The 18,556-nt window shown below is 72.4% G+C and carries 20 protein-coding genes; 13 read left to right on the forward strand and 7 right to left on the reverse strand.

Annotated elements, in window-relative coordinates:
* Positions 1-106 precede the first annotated feature (106 nt).
* Positions 107-331, forward strand: coding sequence for a DUF3107 domain-containing protein (locus PIJ49_RS04995; RefSeq protein ID WP_066657860.1), 225 nt, complete (start codon positions 107-109; stop codon positions 329-331).
* 1 nt (position 332) lies between these two features.
* Positions 333-629, forward strand: a complete 297-nt coding sequence (locus PIJ49_RS05000; protein WP_066652875.1) for a hypothetical protein — start codon at positions 333-335, stop codon at positions 627-629.
* A 57-nt stretch (positions 630-686) separates the two neighbouring features.
* On the opposite strand, the gene PIJ49_RS05005 is transcribed toward PIJ49_RS05000, so the two are convergent.
* Positions 687-1,403, reverse strand: coding sequence for a ferritin-like fold-containing protein (locus tag PIJ49_RS05005; RefSeq protein WP_066652872.1), 717 nt, complete (start codon positions 1,401-1,403; stop codon positions 687-689).
* 104 nt (positions 1,404-1,507) lie between these two features.
* Here PIJ49_RS05005 and PIJ49_RS05010 point away from each other — a divergent pair, with 104 nt between their 5' ends.
* Positions 1,508-3,004 (forward strand): DEAD/DEAH box helicase, encoded by a 1,497-nt coding sequence (locus PIJ49_RS05010; protein ID WP_066652870.1) that lies wholly within the window; start codon positions 1,508-1,510, stop codon positions 3,002-3,004.
* Positions 3,005-3,095: 91 nt separating this feature from the next.
* Here PIJ49_RS05010 and PIJ49_RS05015 read toward each other — a convergent pair whose 3' ends face one another.
* On the reverse strand, positions 3,096-3,968 hold the full coding sequence (locus PIJ49_RS05015; RefSeq protein ID WP_374191719.1) for a PHP domain-containing protein: 873 nt from the start codon (positions 3,966-3,968) through the stop codon (positions 3,096-3,098).
* 70 nt (positions 3,969-4,038) lie between these two features.
* Here PIJ49_RS05015 and PIJ49_RS05020 point away from each other — a divergent pair, with 70 nt between their 5' ends.
* Positions 4,039-5,523 carry an aminopeptidase P family protein gene (locus tag PIJ49_RS05020; RefSeq protein ID WP_209683626.1) on the forward strand — a complete coding sequence of 495 codons (1,485 nt, stop codon included), beginning with the start codon at positions 4,039-4,041 and terminating at the stop codon, positions 5,521-5,523.
* Positions 5,524-5,538: 15 nt separating this feature from the next.
* Positions 5,539-6,048: a GNAT family N-acetyltransferase gene (locus PIJ49_RS05025; protein WP_081985226.1), complete on the forward strand. Its 510-nt coding sequence runs from the start codon at positions 5,539-5,541 to the stop codon at positions 6,046-6,048.
* Between the two features lie 115 nt (positions 6,049-6,163).
* Here the strand turns inward: PIJ49_RS05025 and PIJ49_RS05030 are convergent, their stop codons facing one another.
* On the reverse strand, positions 6,164-7,081 hold the full coding sequence (locus PIJ49_RS05030) for a general stress protein (protein WP_271825999.1): 918 nt from the start codon (positions 7,079-7,081) through the stop codon (positions 6,164-6,166).
* 157 nt (positions 7,082-7,238) lie between these two features.
* On the opposite strand from PIJ49_RS05030, the gene PIJ49_RS05035 reads away from it, so the two are divergent.
* The 4 genes from PIJ49_RS05035 to PIJ49_RS05050 are packed head-to-tail and all read left to right on the forward strand — an operon-like array spanning position 7,239 to position 11,162.
* Positions 7,239-8,558: a magnesium transporter MgtE N-terminal domain-containing protein gene (locus tag PIJ49_RS05035; RefSeq protein ID WP_066652860.1), complete on the forward strand. Its 1,320-nt coding sequence runs from the start codon at positions 7,239-7,241 to the stop codon at positions 8,556-8,558.
* A gap of 34 nt (positions 8,559-8,592) precedes the next feature.
* Positions 8,593-9,108 carry a DUF1003 domain-containing protein gene (locus PIJ49_RS05040; protein ID WP_066657854.1) on the forward strand — a complete coding sequence of 172 codons (516 nt, stop codon included), beginning with the start codon at positions 8,593-8,595 and terminating at the stop codon, positions 9,106-9,108.
* Positions 9,101-10,267 carry a P-loop NTPase gene (locus PIJ49_RS05045; protein ID WP_271826000.1) on the forward strand — a complete coding sequence of 389 codons (1,167 nt, stop codon included), beginning with the start codon at positions 9,101-9,103 and terminating at the stop codon, positions 10,265-10,267. The genes PIJ49_RS05040 and PIJ49_RS05045 overlap by 8 nt, the downstream gene beginning before the upstream one ends.
* A gap of 43 nt (positions 10,268-10,310) precedes the next feature.
* Complete coding sequence (locus tag PIJ49_RS05050; RefSeq protein ID WP_271826001.1) at positions 10,311-11,162, forward strand: class I SAM-dependent methyltransferase; 852 nt, start codon at positions 10,311-10,313, stop codon at positions 11,160-11,162.
* 66 nt (positions 11,163-11,228) lie between these two features.
* On the opposite strand, the gene PIJ49_RS05055 is transcribed toward PIJ49_RS05050, so the two are convergent.
* Positions 11,229-11,609 (reverse strand): twin-arginine translocase TatA/TatE family subunit, encoded by a 381-nt coding sequence (locus tag PIJ49_RS05055; RefSeq protein ID WP_271826002.1) that lies wholly within the window; start codon positions 11,607-11,609, stop codon positions 11,229-11,231.
* A gap of 64 nt (positions 11,610-11,673) precedes the next feature.
* Between PIJ49_RS05055 and PIJ49_RS05060 the strand changes: the two genes are divergently transcribed.
* On the forward strand, positions 11,674-12,306 hold the full coding sequence (locus PIJ49_RS05060; RefSeq protein WP_066652851.1) for an O-methyltransferase: 633 nt from the start codon (positions 11,674-11,676) through the stop codon (positions 12,304-12,306).
* 173 nt (positions 12,307-12,479) lie between these two features.
* Here PIJ49_RS05060 and PIJ49_RS05065 read toward each other — a convergent pair whose 3' ends face one another.
* Positions 12,480-12,650 carry a DUF3117 domain-containing protein gene (locus PIJ49_RS05065; protein ID WP_017887054.1) on the reverse strand — a complete coding sequence of 57 codons (171 nt, stop codon included), beginning with the start codon at positions 12,648-12,650 and terminating at the stop codon, positions 12,480-12,482.
* Positions 12,651-12,795: 145 nt separating this feature from the next.
* On the opposite strand from PIJ49_RS05065, the gene PIJ49_RS05070 reads away from it, so the two are divergent.
* A complete protein-coding gene (locus PIJ49_RS05070) occupies positions 12,796-13,938 on the forward strand; it encodes an AI-2E family transporter (RefSeq protein WP_158407733.1) in 1,143 nt (380 codons plus the stop codon).
* Here the strand turns inward: PIJ49_RS05070 and PIJ49_RS05075 are convergent.
* On the reverse strand, positions 13,917-15,155 hold the full coding sequence (locus tag PIJ49_RS05075; protein ID WP_271826003.1) for a putative hexosyltransferase: 1,239 nt from the start codon (positions 15,153-15,155) through the stop codon (positions 13,917-13,919). The genes PIJ49_RS05070 and PIJ49_RS05075 overlap by 22 nt on opposite strands.
* Positions 15,152-16,234: a succinyl-diaminopimelate desuccinylase gene (gene dapE, locus PIJ49_RS05080; protein ID WP_271826004.1), complete on the reverse strand. Its 1,083-nt coding sequence runs from the start codon at positions 16,232-16,234 to the stop codon at positions 15,152-15,154. Before dapE ends, PIJ49_RS05075 begins: the two co-directional genes overlap by 4 nt.
* Before the next feature lie 174 nt (positions 16,235-16,408).
* On the opposite strand from dapE, the gene dapD reads away from it, so the two are divergent.
* On the forward strand, positions 16,409-17,377 hold the full coding sequence (gene dapD / locus PIJ49_RS05085; protein ID WP_209683644.1) for a 2,3,4,5-tetrahydropyridine-2,6-dicarboxylate N-succinyltransferase: 969 nt from the start codon (positions 16,409-16,411) through the stop codon (positions 17,375-17,377).
* A 23-nt stretch (positions 17,378-17,400) separates the two neighbouring features.
* On the forward strand, positions 17,401-18,216 hold the full coding sequence (locus PIJ49_RS05090) for an alpha/beta hydrolase (RefSeq protein ID WP_271826005.1): 816 nt from the start codon (positions 17,401-17,403) through the stop codon (positions 18,214-18,216).
* The last annotated feature ends 340 nt before the right edge of the window (positions 18,217-18,556 follow it).

Below are 18,556 nucleotides of genomic sequence, written 5' to 3' on the forward strand. Positions count from 1 at the left end.
ACCGAGGACGGCCGACAGCAACGCTCGACGCACCGGGACCGCCGTCGGCGGTGCGCCCCCGGCGAACGCCCGGGCCGACGGGGTACCGCTCGGATACGCTGTGCTCGTGGACATCAAGATCGGCATCATCAACAGCCCGCGCGAGATCGCCTTCGAGACCGCCCAGAGCGCCGAGGAGATCGAGCAGGCCGTGGCAGCGGCCCTCGAGTCGCAGTCGACCCACCTCTCCCTCAAGGACGAGAAGGGCCGCCGGTTCATCGTGCCCGTCGCCTCGCTCGCCTACGTCGAGGTCGGCGCAGAGGAGTCCCGCCGCATCGGCTTCGTCGCCTGACGTGGAGCTGCTCTTCGCCGTGCTCGGCGGCCTCATCGCGGGGGCCGTCGCGCACGTCGTGGTGCCGTGGCGCTCGACGCGCGGAGCACTGCTCGGCCCCGTCGTCGGCGGCGTAGTGGCGGCCGTCGTGTGGGAGGCCCTGACCTGGGCCGGTTGGCCGTACGACGGCGGATGGATCTGGGTCGTGGCCCTGGTGGGTGCCGGGGTCGTCGCCGTCGTGACCGAGTGGGTCCTGGGTCGTCGTCGCACGGCCGCAGACGAGCACGCCTTCGAGCGCGCACGCACCGAGCGCGTCTGACCGAGCAGGCCCGAGCGAGCGCGCCCCGCGCCCCGGGCCGTCGACGCGGCCCGCGCCTCAGGCGGTCAGGCCGAGTGCGTCCATCCGCCGTGTGTGCGCAGCGATGAGCTCCGTCCACACCGGCTCGAGCTTCTCCTGGTCCTCACGGGCGTGGACCGCCAGCGCCGACCGTGCCACGAGCAGCGTGTCCCCCACGAGCCGCCGGCCCCACATCGCCAGGCGCGACCCGACGCGCGGGTCCTGCTCGATGTGCGCTGCCAGCTCCTCGACGACCGCCGGTTCCTCGCGCGCGTCGAACACCGTCCGCAACCGCTGTCGGACGTCGAGCGGCAGCGACCGGAGCAGGCTGCCGAAGAGGTCGTTGAGGATCCCTGCCGTCACGTAGCCCGTGAGCATCGACTCGTACCAGTCAGCGCCGCTCGTGCGCAGCAGGAAGCGGTCGATCGCCTCGCGGTGGGGCTCCATGAGCTCCGCCGGCGCCCACCCGCCTCGTTCGATCTCGGCGACGATCGTCCGGTGCCGCTCGAGCGCGGTCGTCGCGAGCACGCCCGTGACGAGTCGCCCGGACATCGTCGGCGCCGCGGCACCGGCTCGACCCATCGTCTCGTAGAGCGACAGCTGCAGGTAGGCCGCCTGCCCCAGGTACACGTCGAGCTCGGGACTCACGTCGTCCAGCTGCAGGCGCTCCACGGGCTTGGCGTTCCGCGGGTTCCGCGACGCCAGCCACGCGGCGGCGAGCTGCGCAGCGCGCTTCCGGTTCCACCACGACACCACGCCCCAAGCATACGGGCCGCGGGCACCACTCCCGCCCGGCGGGCGCTGTCCTCGCCCGCCGTCGGTAGACTGGCCTGGACTTCCACCAGGACTAAGGTGATTCTTTGACTTTCGCAGACCTCAACATCGAGCAGGACATCGTCGACGCGCTCGCGACGAAGGGCATCGCCGAGCCCTTCCCGATCCAGCAGCAGACGATCCCGCTCGCCCTCACCGGCCAGGACATCATCGGCCAGGCCAAGACGGGTACCGGCAAGACCTTCGGCTTCGGCCTGCCGCTGATCCAGCGCCTCGGTGCCGACCCGGAGCACGGCGTGAAGGCGCTCGTCGTCGTCCCGACCCGCGAGCTCGCGGTCCAGGTGACCGAGGACCTCGAGCTCGCCACGTCGAACCGGTCGACCACGATCGTGTCGATCTACGGCGGCAAGGCGTACGAGGGCCAGATCGAGCAGCTCAAGGCCGGCGCGCAGATCGTCGTCGGCACGCCCGGTCGCCTCATCGACCTGCAGCGCCAGCGCCTGCTCGACCTGTCGAAGGTGCAGGAGGTCGTGCTCGACGAAGCAGACCGCATGCTCGACCTCGGCTTCCTGTCGGACATCGAGCGCATCTTCCAGGCCGTCCCCGCGGTGCGCCACACCATGCTCTTCTCGGCGACGATGCCGGCTCCGATCGTGGCGCTGGCCCGCCGGTTCATGACGCGCCCGGTGCACATCCGCGCGACGGACCCCGACGAGGGCCTGACGCAGGCGAACATCAAGCACGTCATCTACCGCGCGCACTCGCTCGACAAGGACGAGGTCATCGCCCGCATCCTGCAGGCCGAGGGCCGCGGCAAGACCGTGATCTTCACGCGCACGAAGCGCGCCGCCGCGAAGCTCGTCGAGGAGCTGAAGGACCGTGGCTTCAACGCCGCCGCCGTCCACGGCGACCTCAACCAGGAGCAGCGCGAGCGCGCGATGGCGGCGTTCAAGGCCGGCAAGCGCGACGTGCTGATCGCGACCGACGTCGCGGCGCGCGGCATCGACGTGGACGACGTCACGCACGTCATCAACCACACGATCCCGGACGACCCGGACACGTACCTGCACCGCGCCGGCCGCACCGGTCGTGCCGGCAAGACGGGCATCGCGGTCACCTTCGTGGACTGGGACGACCTGCACAAGTGGACGCTCATCGACAAGGCCCTCGAGTTCGGCATCCCCGAGCCCGTCGAGACCTACTCGTCGTCGCCGCACCTGTTCGCCGACCTCGACATCCCCGCCGGGACGAAGGGCCGCCTGCCCGGTGCGCCCTCGCACGCGGCCGAGGCAGGTTCCTCCGCCGGCCGTGGCGCGCAGCGGACCGGTGACCGTCGCGGCTCCGAGCGCAGCGGTGACCGCCAGGGCGGCTCGCGTCCGCGCTCGCGCACCCGGTCGGGAGGCTCGTCCGACGCCGTCACGTCGGCTCCGGCCGCCGAGTCCACGGGTCCCGACGCCGCGCAGCCCGCCGGCGAGGGCTCGACCACCGACGGGGCCGCGAAGCGCCGTCGCCGTCGTCGTCGCCGCAGCGGTTCCGCCGAGGCGACCACCTCGGCACCGCAGGGCACCGGCGAGGGCGAGTAGCGCCTCCCGTCCGAAGGCCCCGTCACTCACCTGACGGGGCCTTCGTCACGTCCGCGGGCCTGCCCGCCGGGGACCCCGACAGGGGCGGACGTCAGGCCAGGCGGGAGCCCGCTCCGTGCACCGGGTCGCTGCCGGTGGCCTGGTCGACGATGGCGTCGAAGGAGTGCCGCGCGGTCCGGTGCTCGCCGAACCGGTTCGGCTTGCCGGTGCCGTGGTAGTCGCTCGAGCCGGTGACGAACAGGTCGTAGCGACCGGCCCAGTCGAGCAGCGTCCGCTTGCCGTGGGCGAGGTTCTCGCGGTGGTCGACCTCGAGCCCGCCGAGGCCGGCGTCGACGAGGTCACGCAGCATGGGCTCGTCGATCACGATCCCGCGCGAGGACGCCGCCGGGTGCGCGATCACCGGCACGCCACCGGCTCCGCGGATGAGCTCGACGCCGCGCAGGGGCGTCGGCGCCTCGTGCGGTTCGTAGTAGCCGGAGGCCGGGTGCAGGATCCCGCGGAACGCCGCGCTGCGATCCGGTTCGAGCCCTCGGGCGACCAGGGCGTCGGCGATGTGCGGCCGACCGATGGTGGCGCCGTCGCGCGCCTGCGCGAGGACGTCGTCCCACGTGATCGGGTGGTCGCGACCGATGCGCTCGACCATGCGTCGTGCCCGCGCGAACCGGCCGTCGCGGATCCGGGCGGTCTCCGCGACCAGGGCCTCGTCGGTCGGGTCGACCAGGTAGCCGAGCACGTGCACGCTCCGGTGGCCGACGCGGGTGCTCAGCTCGAGGCCGGGGAGCAGCGACATCGGGCGGTCGCGGACGGCGGCGGTCGCCTCGTCCCAGCCGGCCGTCGTGTCGTGGTCCGTCAGGGCGACGCCGTCGAGGCCGGCAGCGGCGGCGGCAGTGACGAGCTCCGCCGGCCGCTCGGTGCCGTCGGACACGCTCGAGTGGGCGTGCAGGTCGATGAACGGATCGGGCACGTCGACCATGCTACCGACAGGTGAACAGCCGCTCAGGCCGGAGGGTCAGCTCGGTGCGATGATGGGTGACATGGCCGACACCACTCCTCGCGCGACGAGCAACCGATCCACCACCCCCGGGTCCTCGACCTTCAAGGACCACATCGCGTCGCAGTGGGCGGACCGGGAGCGCCCCACCCCCGAGCCGCGCGAGCAGTCGCCCTTCGCGGCGGAGCGACGTGCTCGCATCTCGGAGCTGCACCCCGGACGCACGATCGTCGTCCCCGCGGGTCAGGCGAAGGTGCGGTCGAACGACTGCGACTACCCGTTCCGTCCGCACTCGACCTTCGCGCACCTGACCGGCTGGGGCACCGACACGGTCGTCGGCTCCGTCCTGGTGATGACCCCGAACGGGTCCGGTCACGACGCCACGCTGTACTTCCGCGCCACGGCCGGCCGTGACTCCGAGGAGTTCTACGCGAACCCCGAGATCGGTGAGTTCTGGGTCGGGCCCCGTCCCTCGCTCGACGAGGTCGCCGCCGACCTGGGTCTCGCGACGGCCGACCTCGGCGCCTTCGCCGGGGTGGCCGACGGCCTCGACGCATCCGTCCTGCTCGTCCGCGATGCCGACGCCGAGCTGACGCGCGCTCTCGACACCCGACTCGGCACGACGGTCGGCGGTGCGGACGCCGTGGACGGGGCCCCGGCGACCGAGGACGTGCTCTCCCGTGACCTGTCCGAGCTCCGGCTGGTCAAGGACGCGTACGAGGTGCGCGAGCTCCGGAAGGCCGTCGAGGCCACGGGGTCGGGCTTCGACGACGTCATCGCCGACTTCGACGCCGTGCTCGCGCACCCTCGCGGCGAGCGCATCGTCGAGGGCACGTTCAACCGTCGCGCACGGGCCGACGGCAACACGGTCGGCTACGACACGATCGCCGCGTCCGGCCACCACGCGTGCATCCTGCACTGGACCCGCAACGACGGCGCGGTGCAGCCGGGCGACCTGATCCTGATCGACGCCGGCGTCGAGGTCGACTCGTTCTACACCGCCGACATCACCCGGACGCTCCCCGTGTCGGGCACCTTCACCGACGTGCAGCGCATGGTCTACGAGGCCGTGCTCGAAGCCGCCGACGCCGCGTTCGCGATCGTGAAGCCGGGCATCACCTTCCGCGAGGTGCACGCGACCGCGATGGAGGTCATCGCGAAGAAGACCGCCGAGTGGGGCTTCCTGCCCGGTACGGCCGAGGAGTCGCTGCAGCCGGACAACCAGTTCCACCGCCGCTACATGGTGCACGGGACGAGCCACCACCTCGGGCTCGACGTCCACGACTGCGCGAAGGCCCGCCGCGAGATGTACATCGACGGTGTCGTGCAGGCGGGCATGGTGTTCACGATCGAGCCCGGCCTGTACTTCCAGCAGGACGACCTGACCGTGCCCGAGGAGTTCCGCGGCATCGGCGTCCGGATCGAGGACGACGTCCTGGTGACCGAGGACGGCGCCGAGAACCTGTCGGTCGGCATCCCCCGGACCCCCTCGGAAGTGGAGGGGTGGATCGCCCGCACCGGCCGCTAGCCTGAGCGGGTGACGATGCCCGACGCCTCCCCCAGCACGACGTCCGCCCCGACCGACGGCCCGATCGCGCCGCGCGGGCTGGTGATCGACGTCGAGCACTTCGACTCGCCCGACGCACAGCGGCTCCGCGCCGCCCAGCGTCTCGAGATCGACCGGGCCTACGGCGGGGACACCGAACCGGGCGAGAAGCCGACGGCCGACTCGATCGCGGTCTTCTTCCTGGCCCGCGACGAGGACGGCACGCCCCTCGGCTGCGGTGGCCTGCGCCTGGTGCAGGACGGCATCGCCGAGGTGAAGCGGATGTACGTGCGGCCGGAGTCCCGCGGGGCCGGTGTGTCGAGCGCGATCCTCCGTCGCCTCGAGGAGGCCGCGATCGACCTGGGTTCCCCGGCGCTCGTGCTCGAGACCGGCGACGAGCAGAAGCGCGCGATCGGGTTCTACGAGCGCGAGGGCTTCCGCCGCATCGCGCAGTTCGGGCCGTACGTCGGAGCGGCGCGGTCGATGTGCTACTCGAAGGTGCTCTGACCACCGAGCCCTGACCGGCGAGCCCTGAGCGGAGCCCTGACCGGTCATGTGCCGCAACGGAGGACGCCCGCGTCGACGATCGTCGACGCGGGCGTCCTGCGGTTCGGTCCCTCCGTCAGCCGCGCTCGCCGTCGCGGCGGTCGTCGGGTGCCGAGCCGGGCCGCTGGTCCGTACCGGCGGGGCGCTCGTCGGCACCGTCGACGCGCTCCCCGTACTGCGGGGGCTGGCCCGGTCGTGACTGCGGGACACGCGGGTCCGACGTCGGCGCGGGCTGCTGCGCCGTCTGCGGGGTCTCGCCGTACCGCGGGCCGTCGTTCGTCCCGTACCGCGGGCCGTCGTCGGTCCCGTACCGCGGACCGGCGGCCGACGGGCCGGACTGCTGCGGGCCTCCAGGCCGGTGCTGCTGCGGCTGGTGCGGCGTCGCGTGCCCACCGTAGGGCGAGCCCTGCTGGGGGCCCGGACGCCACGGCTCCTGGCCCTGGGACGGACGGGCCTGCGAACCCGGCGCGCCAGGCTGCGGAGCGTCGTTCCAGTGCGTCGACGGCGTCGCGCCGTGCTGGCCGAGGATCCGCTGCGCCTGGCCGGTGAGCTGCGGGTCGACGACGATCTGGTAGTTCGTGGCGAGCACCTGGTGCACGCTCGTGAAGTCCCGCTGCCGCTTCGTGATCGCGAACGAGACGATGCCGTACAGCATGCCGAACGCGGCACCGATGATCGCCGCGGCGATGATCAGCCCGCCCGCCGTCGGTGAGAACAGCGTCAGGACGATGCCGAAGAAGATGCCGAGCCAGAGACCGGAGAGCGCGCCCGCGATGGCCGCACGGCCGTATGTCATCTTCCCGGTGACGCGCTCGACGGTCTTCAGGTCGTTGCCGACGATCGAGATCTTGGCGACGGGGAAGTCCGCCTCGGCGAGCTTCGCGACGACGCGCTGGGCATCGGGGTAGCTGTCGTAGGTGCCGAGGACGTCCCCACGCGGCAGCGTCGGGAAGGCCTGGGCGGTGCGTCCGGCGAACGGGCTCTGGTTGCTCACCCAGCCATCATCCACCGGGCACCTTGCGATCACACGTGCGCCTCCCGGGAACCTCCGGGGCAGGGGCGCAGCGGCTGGTGCACCGAGCCGCGCGTCCCCTCGGTGTGCGCAGGGTGCGCTCGTCCCCGGCCCGCGCGGCAGCGACTACGCTGGACGGGTGAGCGCCACGAAGGTCTTCGTCGCCCGCCTCGCCGGGTGCTCCGTCTTCGACCCCGCGGGCGACCGCGTCGGTCGCGTCCGGGACGTCCTGGTCGTGTACCGCCGCGTCGACGCCCCGCACGTCGTCGGGCTCATCGTCGAGGTGCCCGGCAAGCGCCGCATCTTCCTCAGCATCGGCCGCGTCACGTCGATCGGCGCCGGTCAGGTCATCACCACCGGCATCGTCAACATGCGTCGCTTCGAGCAGCGCGGGGGTGAGGTGCGCGTCATCGCGGAGATGCTCGGCCGCAAGGTCCTGCTGACGCGCGACCGCATCCGCGCCACGATCGAGGACGTCGCGATCGAGGACCGCGGACAGGGCGACTGGGAGGTGTCGCAGCTCTTCCTCCGCAAGCCGAAGACGACGCCGTCGCCGTTCGGCAAGGGCCCGACGACGTTCGCCACGTGGAACGAGGTCACCGAGGACGAGCTCCCCGGCGAGGCCCAGTCCGCCGAGCACGTGATCGCCGCCTACTCCGACCTGGTCCCCGCCGACCTGGCGTCGACGCTCCTCGACCTGCCCGAGGAGCGCCGGTTCGAGGTCGCCGAGGAGCTCCCCGACGACCGGCTCGCCGACGTGCTCGAGGAGATGCCCGACCAGGAGCGCATCGAGATCCTGACCCGGCTCGAGGACGCCCGCGCAGCCGACGTCCTCGACCAGATGCAGCCCGACGACGCCGCCGACGTGCTCGCGCAGTTCCCCGACGACCGGAGCGAGGCGCTGCTGCAGCTCATGGAGCCGGAGGAGGCGCAGGACGTCCGCATGCTCCTCGAGTACGAGCCGGACACCGCGGGTGGTCTCATGACCACCGAACCCGTCATCGTCTCCGCGGACGCGACCGTGGCCGAGGGGCTGGCGCTCATCCGCCGGCACGAGCTCGCCCCGGCGCTCGGCGCGAGCGTGTGCGTGGTGCTGCCGCCGTACGAGCCGCCGACCGGTCGGTTCCTCGGGCTCGTGCACTTCCAGCGCATGCTCCGGTACCCGCCGAACGAGCGCCTCGGCACGCTCATCGACCAGCAGACCGAGCCGGTCCGCGTCGACGCGAGCGCTGCCGAGGTCACGCGCGTGATGGCGACCTACAACCTCGTGTCCGTCCCCGTGGTCGACGACGCCCACCGTCTGGTCGGGGTGGTGACGATCGACGATGTCCTCGACCACGTCCTGCCGGACGACTGGCGAAGTCACGGCGAGGGAGATGCCCCCTCGCGACTCCGCCAACGCCAGCGCAAGACGCCCGTGACGACGGGGAGGAGGACCACCCGTGGCCCGAACGGATGACAACCGCCAGGAGCGACTCGACTCGCCCAAGGGCATGCGCACGCGTGTGCTCCCGACCCGCCGCCGTGGCCGCGGGGACACCTTCGGTCGGGCGACCGAGGGCATCGCGCGGGCGATGGGAACGCCCTGGTTCCTGGTCGGCCTGACCCTCTTCTGTGCCCTGTGGATGGGCTACAACACCCTCGCTCCGAAGCCGTGGCAGTTCGACTCGGCTGCGATCGGCTTCACCGCGCTCACCCTGGTGCTCTCACTGCAGGCCTCGTACGCGGCGCCGCTCATCCTGCTCGCGCAGAACCGGCAGGACGACCGCGACCGTGTGCAGTTCGAGCAGGACCGCCAGCGCGCCGAGCGCAACCTCGCCGACACCGAGTACCTGGCCCGCGAGGTCGTCGCCCTCCGCCTGGCGATGCGGGAGATGGCGTCGAAGGACTTCATCCGCGCCGAGATCCGGTCGTTGCTCGAGGAGCTCGACCGGCGGGACGCCGAGGAGGCAGCGCTGCGCGCCGACTCCGTCGACGACGGTGAGGGAGCGGCGAGCACGCGTGGCTGACGGCACCGCAGCGACGCCCGACGAGCAGCTCGGCGCCGCGGTCCTCGCTGCGCTCGGTCGCGTGATCGACCCCGAGATCCGCCGCCCCGTCACGGAGCTCGACATGATCCGCGGGGTCGACGTCCGGCCGGGAGGCTCGGTGCGGGTCGACCTGCAGCTCACGATCGTCGGGTGCCCCGCCGCCGACACCATCGAGCGCGACGTGCGGTCGGCCGCCGGTTCCGTGGACGGCGTGCACCACGTCGAGGTCGACGTCGACGTGATGAGCCCGGCCACCCGCGCCGCCCTCACCGAACGCCTCCGTGCCGGCCGGCCGCGCGGCGTGCAGTTCACCCCGGACTCCCTGACCCGCGTGATCGCCGTCACGAGCGGCAAGGGCGGGGTCGGGAAGTCGACGGTCACCGTCAACCTGGCCGTCGCGCTCGCAGCGGCCGGTCAGCGGGTCGGCATCGTCGACGTCGACGTGCACGGCTTCAGCGTGCCCGGCCTGATGGGGTTGACCGACGAGCACGGCGTCGCACCCCGGCCGACCCGCGTCGACAGCATGATCCTGCCGCCGGTCGCCCACGAGGTGAAGGTGGTCTCGATCGGCATGTTCGTCGACGACGTCTCGACCGCGGTGTCCTGGCGTGGACCGATGCTGCACCGCACGGTCTCGCAGTTCCTGACCGACGTGTGGTTCGGCGACCTCGACGTGCTCCTGCTCGACCTGCCGCCCGGCACCGGCGACGTGGCGATCTCGGTCGGGCAGCTGCTCCCCCACGCCGAGGTGCTCGTCGTCACGACGCCCCAGGCCGCGGCCGCCGACGTCGCCGAGCGGAGCGGGGTCGTCGCACGGCAGACCGGGCAGAAGGTCATCGGTGTGGTCGAGAACATGGCCGGGCTCGTGCAGCCCGACGGCAGCGTCCTGCACCTGTTCGGCGAGGGCGGCGGCGACGAGACCGCCGCTCGGCTCTCCCGGGGGCAGGACGTCCCCGTGCCGGTGCTCGGCCGCGTCCCCCTGTCGGTCCCGCTCCGGGAGGGCGGCGACGCCGGTGTGCCCGTCGTGCTCGGCGCCCCGGAGGACCCCGCCGCGGTCGCCCTGCGGTCCGTCGCCGAGACCATCACCACGATGGGACGGGGCCTGGCCGGACGGAAGCTCGGGCTCAGCCTGTCCTGAGCGATCGTCGCGCACGGGCCGACGCGCCCGCTAGCGTGGCCGCATGGACAGCTCCGACCACGTCAGCGTCGACTGGGACGCCGCCCGCGCGACGAACCGCGCGAACTGGGACGACCGGGTCCCCATCCACGAGGGCGCGTACGACGTCGCCGCGCTCGACGACCCGGCACACCGGTCGGACGTCGTGCGCGACGACCTGCCCGCGCTCACGCCGTGGCTGCCCGGCGGCACGCTCGCGGGGCTCGACGTCTGCCACCTGCAGTGCCACATCGGCACCGACACGGTCTCGCTGGCCCGCGAGGGTGCACGCCTCACCGGGGTCGACTTCTCGGCACCGGCGCTCGCGTCGGCAGCGGCCCTGGCCGACCGGCTCGGCCTCGACGTCACGTGGGTGGAGACCGACGTCCTCGACGCCCGCGCGGCCGTCACGGGCGACTTCGACGTCGTCTACACGAGCATCGGCACGATCTGCTGGCTCCCGGACCTCGACCGCTGGGCCGCGCAGGTCGCGGGACTCCTCCGGCCGGGCGGGGTGTTCTTCATCCGCGACGGACACCCTGCGCTCTACGCCCTGGACGAGGACGCGCCGGAGCTCGTGACGCGGCACCGGTACTTCCCCGACGGCACGGCCCAGCAGTGGGAGGACGCGGGTACCTACGTCGGCGAGGGCACCGTCGCGAACACCCGGACGTACGAGTGGCCGCACCCGCTGTCCGAGGTCGTCAACGCCCTGCTCGGCGCCGGACTGCGTCTCCGCCGTCTGGACGAGGGGCGCACCCTGCCGTGGCGGTTCAGCCCGCGAATGGAGGAGGACGGCCACGGTTCGTGGGTGTGGCCCACCTCGGACCGCGACCGGATGCCGACGACGTTCACGATCGTCGCGACGCGGGACTGACGGACGGGAGGCCCGGTGCCAGCTGGCACCGGGCCTCCCGTCCGTCGTGTCGCGACGGAAGCCGCGTCAGGTCGCCTCGGTGTCGAAGGGGGCCGGCTCGCCCTCGGCGAGCGGCACCACCGGCGCCGTCGCACGCACCTTCGACGCGGTGACCTGCGCGGTCTCCACCGCGGCCATGCTGCCGGCGGCGGTGCCCCCGGAGTCGAGCAGGGCGTCGCGGATGATGCGACGGGGGTCGTACTGCCGGGGGTCGAGCTTCTGCCAGTCGACGTCGTCGAACTCGGGGCCCATCTCCTCGCGCATGCGGTCCTTCGCGGTGTCCGCGAACCGGCGGATCGCCTTGACGAACTCGGCGAGCTTCTGCGCGTACATCGGCAGGCGCTGCGGCCCGAGCAGCAGCACCGCGATGATCCCGATGATCAGGATCTTGTTGAAGTCGATGGACACGGCAACGAGCGTAACCCGTCCCACTGCGCCGCACCCGTAGAGTTGTCTCCCGAACGGAGTGTGCGTGTCAGAGAAAGAGTCGAACTGGAAGTTCGCCGAGGACATCGTCTCGGAGCCCGAGGTGATCGCCCGAGCGCGAGAGCACTCCCTCGAACTCGGGGTCGAAGCCGTCTCCCCCGCGATCGGCGCCCAGATCGCCGTGGTCGCAGCGGCATCGCGCGCGACGAGCATGATCGAGATCGGCACCGGGCTCGGCGTCTCGGGGCTCTACCTGCTGCGCGGCGCGCCCGATGCGACCCTCACGACGATCGACGTCGAGGTCGACCACCAGCAGTACGCCCGTGACGCCTACGTCGCCGCCGGCACGGCGCCCTCGCGCGTCCGGCTCATCCCGGGTCGGGCGAACCAGGTGCTGCCCCGGATGAACGAGGCGTCGTACGACGTCGTCCTCGTCGACGCCGACCCCGAGCACGTGATCGAGTACGTGGAGCACGGACTCCGCCTCGCGCGCGTCGGGGGCACCGTGCTCGTGCCGCACGCGCTCTGGCGCGGTCGCGTCGCGGACCCGGTGCGTCGGGACCGCGCGACGACGGACTTCCGACTGCTGCTCACCGAGGTCTCGACCTCGGGCGCGGTGCGGAGTGCGCTCTCCCCCGCCGGGGACGGGCTGCTGCAGATGACGAAGGTCTCGGCCTGACCCGCCGGACGTCCTGACCCGACGGACGTCCTGGACCGACGGACATCCTGATCCGATGGACGTCCTGGATCGACGGACGTCGCGGCCCGGTCTGCCGGTTCCGTCGGCCACGACGCACACGAGAGGCCCGGAGCGTACGCGCTCCGGGCCTCTCGTCGTGGTGCGTCGACGGACTAGGCGGAGACGACCTCTGCCAGAGCGTCGTGGAGTTCCTTGGCCTCGGCGTCGTTGACCGAGACCACCAGGCGGCCTCCACCTTCGAGCGGAACCCGCACGATGATGAGTCGACCCTCCTTGACAGCCTCCATCGGCCCGTCACCGGTCCTCGGCTTCATCGCTGCCATCAGATGTCCCCTTTCGTGCAGAAGATGCAGGCCCATTATCCCGTACCGAGGGGGCAACTGCGAAACCGCCCAGGTTGGGGGTGTCGGAATGCGACGTTCTCGCGGCTCCGGGTGGTCACCTTGGCGTGTGCCGAACATCCGCTCCATGCTGCGTCCACAGGTCGATCCGGTCGTCGAGGCGGTGCCGAGGGGCATGCGCATCGCCGGAGCGTTCTCGTGGCGCTTCCTCGTGGTGGTGGCTGCCCTCGCCGTCGTCGTCGCCCTCGTGGTCCTGCTGCAGGACATCCTCGTGCCGTTCCTGGTCGGGCTGCTCGTCTGCGCACTGCTCGCCCCCTTCTCGGCGTTCCTGCAACGTCACCGGTGGCCGAAGTGGCTCGCCGTGCTCACGGCCTGCATCTCGGTCGTGGTCGTCCTCGGTGTCCTGGCGCTCGTCGTGACGGCGCAGATCCGCTACGACCTGCCGACGCTCGAGCGTCGACTGACGAGCAACGTGCAGACCTTCCAGACCCTGCTCGCGTCCGAGCCGTTCGGCATCACCTCGGCGCAGGTCACGAAGTACCTGGCGGAGGCGACGAAGTTCCTGCAGACCCACGTCGCGTCGATCCTGTCCGGGGCCGCCGAGGCGGGCAGCGGGCTGGTGCACGCGCTCGAGGGGCTGTTCATCGTGGTGTTCACGACGATCTTCGTGCTCATCGACGGCCGCCGGATCTGGTCGTGGGTGGTGCGGATCTTCCCGCGACGCTCGCGCGGACGCATCGACGCCGCGGGTCAGGCGGGGTGGAAGACCCTCACCAGCTTCATCCGCGTGCAGCTCGTCGTCGCGGTGACGGACGCACTCGGCATCGTCATCGGCGCGCTCGCGCTCGGCCTCCCGCTCGCCGTCCCGATCGGAGTGATCGTGTTCTTCGGCGCGTTCGTCCCGGTGGTCGGGGCGATCGTCGCCGGCATCGTCGCCGTGCTCATCGCGCTGGTCTTCAACGGACTGGTGCCGGCGTTGGTCATGCTCGCCGTGGTGGTGGTGGTCCAGCAGCTCGAGAGCCACGTGCTGCACCCGTTCCTGACCGGCTCGGCCGTCCGGGTGCACCCGCTCGGCGTCGTGCTCGGCGTGACCGCGGGCACCACGATCGCCGGCGTCGTCGGAGCCTTCTTCGCCGTACCGTTCATCGCGACGGTGAACGCGATGGTGCACGCCGCGGCCGACTGGCGCCCGGGCGAGGACCCCTCGGCGACACCCGCCGCCGAGGACTCAGACGACCGCGAGGTCGATCACGGCGGCGTCCAGTCGTAGCCGTCGACCCACCAGCAGGTGTACAGCCAGACGAACTGCAGACCGAGACAGACCGCGACCACCAGCACCCGGTAGCCCGACGACCGCGGGAGGGCCACGATGCCGAGGAGCGGCGCGATCGGCAGCAGGATGCGCCAGGTGCTCGACTGCGGGAAGAACACGGCGAGCAGGTACACGACGTAGGCCACGCCCCACAACCGCAGCTCGAGGCCGACGCGCCGCACAGCGGGGTGCGCGACGAACACCGCGAACCCGACGAGCGCCACGGCGAGCAGGATCGCGCCCGCCGGCTGCCCGAACCACCAGCCGGCGCCCTGGATCCACGGCGCGAACGGGACGAGTTCCCGCCACCCGATGTACGACGACCGCCAGGCGAGCTCGGTGTCGGTGTACGCCTTCGGGACCCCGGTCACCGCCCACGCGATCGCCGGCCATGCGAGTCCGACGAGCCCCGAGACCGCACCCACGACGAGTGGCGGCAGAGCGGTGCGCAGGGTCGGTCGCTCCACCTCGCGCACCCATGACGGCCGGATCGTCCAGGCGGCCAGGAACAGCACCACGAGGAACGCGAACGCGAGCCCGGTCGGTCGGGTCATCCCGAGCAGCAGCACGACCGGCAGCATCGTCCACCAACGGCGGTCGACCATCAGCAGCAGGGCGACCAGGAGCAGGAAGAGCCCCATCGCCTCGGCGTAGGCGACCTGGAACACGGCGGACACCGGCGCGACGCAGAACAGCACCGTGGCGAACGTCGCCCGGCCGTCGTCGAGGAAGCGGCCCATCAGCCGTCGGAACACCAGCGCAGCGCCCCACCCGGCGACCAGCGACACGGTGACCGCGACGGCCTCGAACGACGCCCCGGTCAGCACCATCAGCCCTCGGACGAGGAACGGGTACGCGGGCATGAACGCCCATGCGTTCTCGGTGACGTGGCCCGCGGCGTCCACCGGCAGGGTCGACGGGTACCCGTTCGACGCGATCACCCGGTACCAGGCGCCGTCCCAGATCGATGCGAAGGACAGGTACGACGGACGCGCACCGGTGAACGAGTTGGCGGTCTGCACACCGGCGAAGGCCAGGAGCATCGCCCCCGTCACGAGACGCGCGACCACGTAGACGACGGTGACCCGGACCCACCAGGGCACGAGCCGGTAGCGCGCGCGCCAGCGGCCGGCGCCGTGGAGCCCCGCGACGGTGCGCGCGGGGCCGGTGGTCACGCCGTCAGCCACCGACGCAGGCCGTCCTCGACCGCGGTGATCTGGTCGACGGGGACCTGCTCGTCGTCGTGGTGGGCGAAGACCGGCTCGCCGGGACCGTAGTTGACCGCCGGGACCCCGAGCGCCGAGAAGCGGGCGACGTCGGTCCACCCGTACTTCGGACGCGGGGCCGGGCCGCCGACCGCTGCGACGAACTGCTGCGCGAGCGGCGCGTCGAGCCCGGGGCGGGCGCCGGCGGCGAGGTCGACGATCTGCACGTCGTACCCGGCGAACAGCTCTCGGATGTGCGCGACCGCCTCGTCCGCGCTGCGCGACGGCGCGAAGCGGTAGTTCACGTGCACCATGGCCTCGTCCGGGATGACGTTGCCGGCGATGCCGCCGGTGATGCCCACGGCGTTGAGCCCCTCGCGGTACTCGAGCCCGTCGACCGTCACGGTGCGCGGTTCGTACGCCGCGAGCGTCGCCAGGATCGGTGCGGTCTTGTGGATCGCGTTGTCGCCGATCCAGCTGCGTGCGCTGTGGGAGCGCTTGCCGAAGGTCCGGACCTCGGCGCGGAGGTTGCCGTTGCACCCACCCTCGATCTGGGCGCCCGACGGCTCGCCGAGGATCGCGAAGTCGCCCGCGAGCAGCTCGGGACGGGTCCGCGCCAGCCGACCGAGGCCGTTCAGGGAGTCGCTGACCTCCTCGTGGTCGTAGAACACCCACGTGACGTCGACGTTCGGCTCGGTCAGGTCGTGCGCGAGCTTCAGCTGCACGGCGCACCCGGCCTTCATGTCGACCGTGCCGCGACCCCAGAGGATCTCGGTGCCGTCGTCCGCGGTCCGGAACTCGGTCGGCAGGTTGCCGTTGAGCGGCACCGTGTCGATGTGCCCGGCGATCACGACCCGGCGCTCGCGACCGAGCTGCGTACGTGCCACGATCGCATCGCCGTCGCGCACGACGTCGAGGTGGGGCAGCGACGACAGCGCCGCCTCGATCGCGTCGGCGAGGGGTCCTTCGTTCCCCGACACCGACTCGATGTCGCAGACGGCGCGCGTGATGTCGATGGACGAGGCGGTGAGGTCGAGCTGCTCCGGCATGCGGTCAGCGTACCGGCCGCTTCCCTCAGCGGACGGTGAGGCGACCACCGGTGGACGGTGCCGATCCGTCCACAGCACCTTTGCCTCCAGGCCGGCCTGGTCTCGTCACCGACGTTCTCCACAGACCGTCTCCCCGGACGGGTCGCCGACCGGCCCGCTCGCTACCCTGGGGGCGTGACCGACGCGACCGCAGCCACCGACCGACCCACGCACGCCTGGGGCCACGGCCTCGCGACGATCGCCGCCGACGGCACCGTCCTCGACACCTGGTACCCCGAGACGCACCTCGGTGCGCGTCCGGCCGACGCGGTGTTCCCGCCCGAGCTCGAGGCGCACGTCGGCGACGACCCCCGGCGCGAGGTCCGGATCGAGGCGGTGACGACCGAGATCGTCATCGACGACGCACCCACCAGCACGCCCGATGCGTACCTGCGGCTGCACCTGCTGAGCCACCTGCACGTCCGGCCGAACACCGTCTCGCTCGACGGCGTCTTCGGTCACCTGCCGATCGTCGCCTGGACCAACGCCGGCCCGGTGCACCCGGACGCCCTCGTCCGCCTTCGTCCGGTCCTGCAGCGTGCGGGCATCGCGGTGCACGCGGTCGACAAGTTCCCCCGCCTGCTCGACTACGTCGTGCCGGACCGGGTGCGCATCGGCGACGCCAACCGGGTGCGGCTGGGCGCACACCTGGCTCCCGGCACCACCGTCATGCACGAGGGCTTCGTGAACTTCAACGCCGGCACGCTCGGTGACGCCATGATCGAGGGTCGGGTGTCGCAGGGGGTCGTCGTCGGAGACGGCACCGACATCGGTGGGGGTGCGTCGATCATGGGGACCCTGTCCGGCGGCGGGACGCACCGGGTGTCGCTGGGCGAGCGGGCGCTCCTCGGGGCGAACGCCGGCCTCGGCATCTCGCTCGGGGACGACTCCGTGATCGAGGCCGGACTCTACGTGACGGCCGGCACCAAGGTCGTCCTGGTGGGTGTCGCACCGAACCCGGACGGCACGCCGCGCACCGTGAAGGCCGCAGAGCTGTCGGGCGTGCCGAACGTGCTGTTCCGGCGCAACTCGCTCTCCGGTGCGGTCGAGGCCCTGCAGCGCCAGGGCCAGGGCATCCAGCTCAACACGGCGCTGCACGCGTAGCGCGGCTCCCGACGAGAGACGGCATGGGGGCGACGATCGCGGGGCCGCACGGACCGGTGCCCGTCCGGCGGTACGGACGCCCGGGCGGACCCACCCTGGTCTGGTTGCACGGGGGCGGGTTCTTCCGCGGTGGCCTCGACCAACCGGAGTCGCACGCCGTCGCCACCGCGGTGGCCGCCCACGGGCTCGCCGTCGTGACCGTCGACTACCGCCTCGCTCCGCTGCCCGGGCTGCCCTGGGTCGGACGCCGGGGGGCTCGGCCCCGGGCGCGGTGGCCCCACGCGCACGACGACGTGCTCGCGGTGGTCCGACACACGAGGGCGCACACCGACGGGCCGCTGCTGCTCGGTGGGGCGAGCGCGGGGGCGTGCCTCGCGTCCGCCGCGACGCTCGGCCTGCTCGACGCCGGCGACCCGCCGGAGGGCGTCGTCCTCGCGTACGGGTTCCACCACGCCCGACTCCCTCGCGACCGCGCCGTGCAGCGCACCGTCCGCGGACACCGCCGTGTGACGCACGCCCCGTGGGCACTCGACGTCGCGAACCGGAACGCGGTGCCCCGGACGGCACTCGGGCAGCGGACCGCGTTCGCCGGCGGACAGGACCTGACCGGCTTCCCGCCCGCCTTCGTCGTCGACGCCGCGTCCGACGCGATGCGGGCGTCGGGCGAGCGGTTCGCTGCCGAGCTCGTCTCGGCGGGCACGTCGGTGGAGCGACACGTCCTGCCCGATCGGCACGCCTTCCTGAACCGACCGGGCACGCCCGCGTTCCGTGCTGCCGTCGACCTGCTCGGGACCTGGGCGACGGGCCGGTTCCCGGCGGCGGCGCACCGCGCCTGCTGAACGCCGCTCCCGAGCGCGGCGCCTGACCGCCGCTCCCGAGCGCCGCTCCTGAGCGCCGCGAGGAGTTCGCCGCGAGCCGGGTGACGCCGCCGGGGACCGACGGACCCCGGGCGCACTCACGGAACCGGGCGCACCCAGCAGAACCGGGCGCGCCCAGCAGAACCGGGCGCACCCAGCAGAACCGGGCGCACCCAGCAGAACCGGGCGTACCCAGCAGAACCGGGCGTACCTGATCCGCAGGATCGACCAGGTACGCCCGGTTCCGCCTGCCATGGCACGCGTGTCGGGAAGGAACGAGCTGCGCGCCGGACGGGAGGCGCGGTGCCGGCCCGCACCGCGC

This window comes from Curtobacterium uvaldense, assembly GCF_028307415.1.
Taxonomy (GTDB): domain Bacteria; phylum Actinomycetota; class Actinomycetes; order Actinomycetales; family Microbacteriaceae; genus Curtobacterium.